General features: G+C 70.1%; 4 protein-coding genes, 1 tRNA gene and 1 pseudogene. 5 read left to right on the top strand and 1 reads right to left on the bottom strand.

The features are described from left to right. Positions 1-1096 (bottom strand): NAD(P)/FAD-dependent oxidoreductase (locus IY392_RS12975; protein WP_194861439.1); only part of this gene is annotated, 1096 nt, incomplete at its 3' end. An 84-nt stretch (positions 1097-1180) separates the two neighbouring features. On the opposite strand from IY392_RS12975, the gene IY392_RS12970 reads away from it, so the two are divergent. From IY392_RS12970 to IY392_RS12950, 5 genes and pseudogenes are all read left to right on the top strand, one after another. After that, positions 1181-1738, top strand: a complete 558-nt coding sequence (locus IY392_RS12970; protein WP_017836307.1) for a helix-turn-helix domain-containing protein — start codon at positions 1181-1183, stop codon at positions 1736-1738. Between the two features lie 119 nt (positions 1739-1857). Continuing rightward, positions 1858-1930 (top strand) — tRNA-Ala (locus tag IY392_RS12965). 169 nt (positions 1931-2099) lie between these two features. Beyond that, positions 2100-3623 (top strand): MFS transporter, encoded by a 1524-nt coding sequence (locus IY392_RS12960; RefSeq protein WP_194861438.1) that lies wholly within the window; start codon positions 2100-2102, stop codon positions 3621-3623. 34 nt (positions 3624-3657) lie between these two features. Further along, on the top strand, positions 3658-3948 hold the full coding sequence (locus IY392_RS12955) for a SelT/SelW/SelH family protein (RefSeq protein WP_107758168.1): 291 nt from the start codon (positions 3658-3660) through the stop codon (positions 3946-3948). Positions 3949-4130: 182 nt separating this feature from the next. Further along, a pseudogene (locus tag IY392_RS12950) lies at positions 4131-4340 on the top strand (hypothetical protein); the annotation flags it as partial.

The raw sequence follows: 4340 nt of genomic DNA, 5'->3' as shown, positions 1-4340 counted from the left end.
GGAGAGGGCCGACCACCGCTGCGGTCGTGGCGTTGGCGGCCCCCGACCAGCGGGGCCCGTGCCCGGCGTACTCGCCCTCCCAGAACTCGGCCGGGCCTCCGGAGGCGTTGTGGGCGAAGGTCGCGGCGTCGAAGTCCTCGTTGACCAGCATCATGTTGACCATCCCGCCCGCCATCGACCCCGCGGCCATGGAGACGGGCACGGTGGCCCCCGGGTTGGCGACGTTGCCCGCCGCCCAGATGCGGGGATGACTGGTCGCACCGAACTGGTCCACCGCGAGAACCGTGCCCAGCGGGGAGGTGGTCCGCTCCAGGTCGAGCCCGTCGAGGAACCGGTCGTGGGGCCGAGCGGTGGGCGCGGCGAAGATCGCGTCGAGTGCGATCTGTCGTCCGTCGGCCAGGCGGACGCCGGTCAGTCGTCCGTCCTCGGACAGGACGCTGGTGACGGGCGACTCCTCGAGCCGGACGCCGCGGGCCCGGAGCCGGGCTGCCACCTCGGCATCGGGGGCGCCACTCCCGGCGGTGAGGAACACCAGGTCCTCGGTCCACTGCCGGACGAGCTGGGCCTGGTGCGCCGACATGGCGGACGTGCCCAGCACCGCGATCCTGCTGCCGCGCACCTCCCAACCGTGGCAGTACGGGCAGTGGAGCACGCTCGAGCCCCAGAGTTCCTGCAGGCCGGGGATGTCCGGGAGTTCGTCGGTCTGTCCGGTCGCCACGACGAGAGCACGGGCTGTCACGGGTGCCGCATCGGCGAATTCGACGGTCAGGGCGGCGTTCCCCCCGTTCGCTCCGTCACCGCTCCCCGCGTCGTCGACCCCGCTGTCCCGGACCACGGTCACGAACCCGGACCGCACCGTCACGTCGTACTGCCGGAGCTCCTCGCGGCCCCGGCGGAGCAGCTCGAGCGGGTCCATCCCCTCGTGGCCGAGGACTCCGTGCATGTGCGCGGCGAAGCGGTTGCGCGGTTCGCCGGCGTCGACGACGAGCACGCGGCGGCGGGCCCGGCCGAGCATGAGCGCCGCCGACAGGCCCGCGGCCCCACCGCCGACCACGATCGTGTCCCAGTGTTCTGGTGTCTCCTCAGTGATGTCCATGGGGACAGTTGACGCCTGGTGTGCAGAAACTGCAAGAATGTTTGCACTATTGGCAAGGAGTCGGGCGACGGCGGGAGAGGACCGATGGGCGGAGAACTCAAGCAGGTGGGCGTGCGGCTGCGCGCGTACCGACACAGCCGCGGGTTGACGCTGGACGAGTTGGCGGAGCGGGCCGGGATGTCGGCCAGCACGCTGTCGCGCCTCGAGTCCGGCAAGCGGCAGGCCAGTCTCGAGCTGTTGCTGCCGCTCACGCGCCAACTGGGGATCGGCCTGGACGACCTGGTGGCCCCGACCACGGTCGACCCCCGGGTGCGGCGGCCCGTCGTCCACCGGGACGGCATGGTCATCGCGCCCCTGGCCCCCGAGGGGTCATCGGTGGGGACCTACAAGATCACCTACCCGCCGGCAAAGGTGGCGCCCGAACCCCGGGTCCACGACGGGTACGAGTGGTTCTACGTCCTGTCCGGGAAATTGCGCCTGGTCCTCGGGGACCAGGAGCTGATCCTCACCCGCGGGGAGGCGGCCGAGTTCGACACCAGGGTCCCGCACAGCCTGTCCGCGGCCGGGGGACGCCCGGCGCAGGTGATCAGCATCTTCAACGACGACGGCGTGCGGATGCACACGCACACCGCGGGTTCGTGACGCCTCCAGGGCTCCCGGTTTGGTCGGTCGCCCGGCCGTGCTGGTAAGGTATCCCTCGCTGCTCGAGAGGGCGGCACTGCTTCCCGAAAGGGCGGCGACACGGTCCGCGAGGGCCGTGAGGGGCTATAGCGCAGTTGGTAGCGCGTCTCGTTCGCATCGAGAAGGTCAGGGGTTCGATTCCCCTTAGCTCCACCCAAGGACTTCGAGTTCAGAGGCCGTTTCCGCGCAAGCGGGGACGGCCTTTCCGTTTGTCAGGTCTGTGCGGCCCCGGCCCGGCCCGGCCAGGTGGCCGCGTGATCGTTCACGCGGGGTTTACCGCGACACCGGTGCACCCGGAGGTACCTGAGTAGTCTTCTGCGTCATGGCGACACCCGCGCCCGAGGGCGACGACGACCCCGGGGCCCCCTCCACGGTTCAGCGCTACATCGACGAGACCCCCCGGTGGCGGGACGGCACCCCGGCGGTCGCGGGCGGCATGACGAGTATGCAGGGCAGGATCTTCTGGCTCGCCTCGGCAGGCAAGTTCTTCGAGGGCCTGATCGTGTTCCTCATCGGGGTGGCCCTGCCGCTCATCACCGCCTACTGGTCACTCTCGGCGGTGGAGACGGGGCTGCTCACGGCCGCGACCCTCGCGGGCATCATGGTCGGGGCCACGGCCCTCGGTGGACTGTCGGACCGCTTCGGCCGCAAGCAGATGTTCCTCATCGAGATGATCCTGTTCACCGTCTTCCTGCTCGGTGCCACCGTGGCACCCGGGTTCGCCGTCTTCCTCGTGTGCCTGTTCGGGATGGGTGTCGCGCTGGGGTGCGACTACCCGACCGCGCACGCGATCCTCTCCGAGACGCAGTCGACCGCCGGCCGCGGCCGTAAGGTGCTGTCGGCATTCGCGTTCCAGGCGGTCGGCGCCGTGGCGGGGACCCTGGTGGGCGTCGCCATCCTCAGCACCACCAGCTCACTCGACTCCTGGCGACTCATGTTCGGTGTCGTCGTGGTACCGGCGGCACTGGTCGCCGTCGGCCGGGTGTTCGTCGTACAGAGCCCACACTGGCTGGCGAACGTCGGCCGCCGCGCGGAAGCCGAGGCCGAACTCACGAAGCTCCTCGCCCGCACGCCGCGGTACCCCTCGGTCGTGACGATCTCGGACGGGCGGGACGGTGGGGCCGAGGCCGCGACGACCGACGTCCGCGCGCTGTTCAGGACGCCGTGGCGGCGATCGACCATCCTGGCGTCGGTCCCGTGGTTCCTCCAGGACCTCAGCACCTACGGGATCGGCATCTTCACGCCGACGATCATCGCCACCACGCTCGGGAACGTCGCCAGCAGTGGGTCGTCGTCGTCGGCGATCATCCACAAGGACCTGTTCGGCGCCAAGGGTGCCGCCCTCATCGACGTCTTCCTCCTGGTGGGCATCCTGGTCGCCATCGTGTTGATCAACAGGTGGGGCCGCATGCGGCTGCAGATCCTGGGCTTCCTCGGCTGCGCGACCGGACTCGCCATCGCCGCCTCCTCGACCCTGGCCCACGGGTCGGTGCAGACGGTGCTCGTCTTCACCGGCTTCATCCTGTTCCAGTTCATGACCAACCTCGGTCCCAACTCCATGACCTACGTCGTGGCGGGGGAGGTGTTCCCGACGGCCCTGCGCGGGACGGGAGCGGGCATGGCGGCGTCCATCGCCAAGTCGGGCGCCGTGCTCACCTCGTTCCTCTTCCCGATACTGCTGGTCGCCTGGGGCACGGGTGTCGTCCTGGCGATCCTGGTGGGGACCTCACTGCTCGGGGCGGTCATCACGTGGCTGTTCCGCATCGAGACCACCGGCAAGAGCGTCGAGGAGATCGATTCGATGTACGAGCTGCATCCGACGACGACGGAGCCCGCCGAGCAGTGAGACCGGATGGTCCGCCTGTGGCACTGTGGGCGACATGCCGTCTCCCCGGATCGCCATCACCTTCTGTACGCAGTGCCGGTGGACGCTTCGCGCCCAGTGGTACGCGGGCGAGCTGCTGCAGACCTTCGAGGGCGAGATCGGTGAGGTCGCGCTCGTGCCAGCGACCGGCGGCACCTTCCGGATCGACGTCGGCGACGAGCAGGTCTGGAACCGCAAGAGGGATGGTGGATTCCCCGAGATCACCGAACTGAAGCGGGCTGTCCGGGATCTCGTCGCCCCGGGAAAGTCGCTCGGTCACGCCGACCGGGTCGGGCCCACCGAGTAGCCGCGGAGCTCGGTCCCGGAGGATCCCGACGGCGCCCGTTCGCCGTGACCGCACCCGGAATCCGCCCGAAATTCGCCTCCGGGTAAGGGAACTCTGATGTGCTGGAGTTCAGGCGGCGGCTGCCGCCGGTCGACGACACCAGGGAGAACGACATGTCCGTAAGGCTTCTCACCGTGTGCGGCGTGGCCGCAGTGACCCTCTTCGCGGGCGCCGGGACGGCGTCCGCTCAACTCGGCTCCGTCACGGGCTCGCTGCCGGGATCCGCCAGCGGGCCGGTCGGTTCCGTGGCGACCGCGGCGTGCAACGCCGGAAGCGTCGCGAACCTCGCCGGTGCGGGGCTTCCGACGAGCGCGGTGTGTGTGATCGCGCCGGCGCTGGGCGCGTCGATCGAC

The organism is Dietzia sp. SYD-A1 (assembly GCF_015356725.1).
Taxonomy (GTDB): Bacteria; Actinomycetota; Actinomycetes; order Mycobacteriales; family Mycobacteriaceae; genus Dietzia.
This window is presented reverse-complemented; position numbering and strand designations above follow the sequence as displayed.

Excerpts from the sequence above, each read along its gene's own strand:
- IY392_RS12970 (WP_017836307.1), top strand. The coding sequence starts at position 1,181 with ATGGGCGGAGAACTCAAGCAGGTGGGCGTGCGGCTGCGCGCGTACCGA.
- IY392_RS12960 (WP_194861438.1), top strand. The coding sequence starts at position 2,100 with ATGGCGACACCCGCGCCCGAGGGCGACGACGACCCCGGGGCCCCCTCC.
- IY392_RS12955 (WP_107758168.1), top strand. The coding sequence starts at position 3,658 with ATGCCGTCTCCCCGGATCGCCATCACCTTCTGTACGCAGTGCCGGTGG.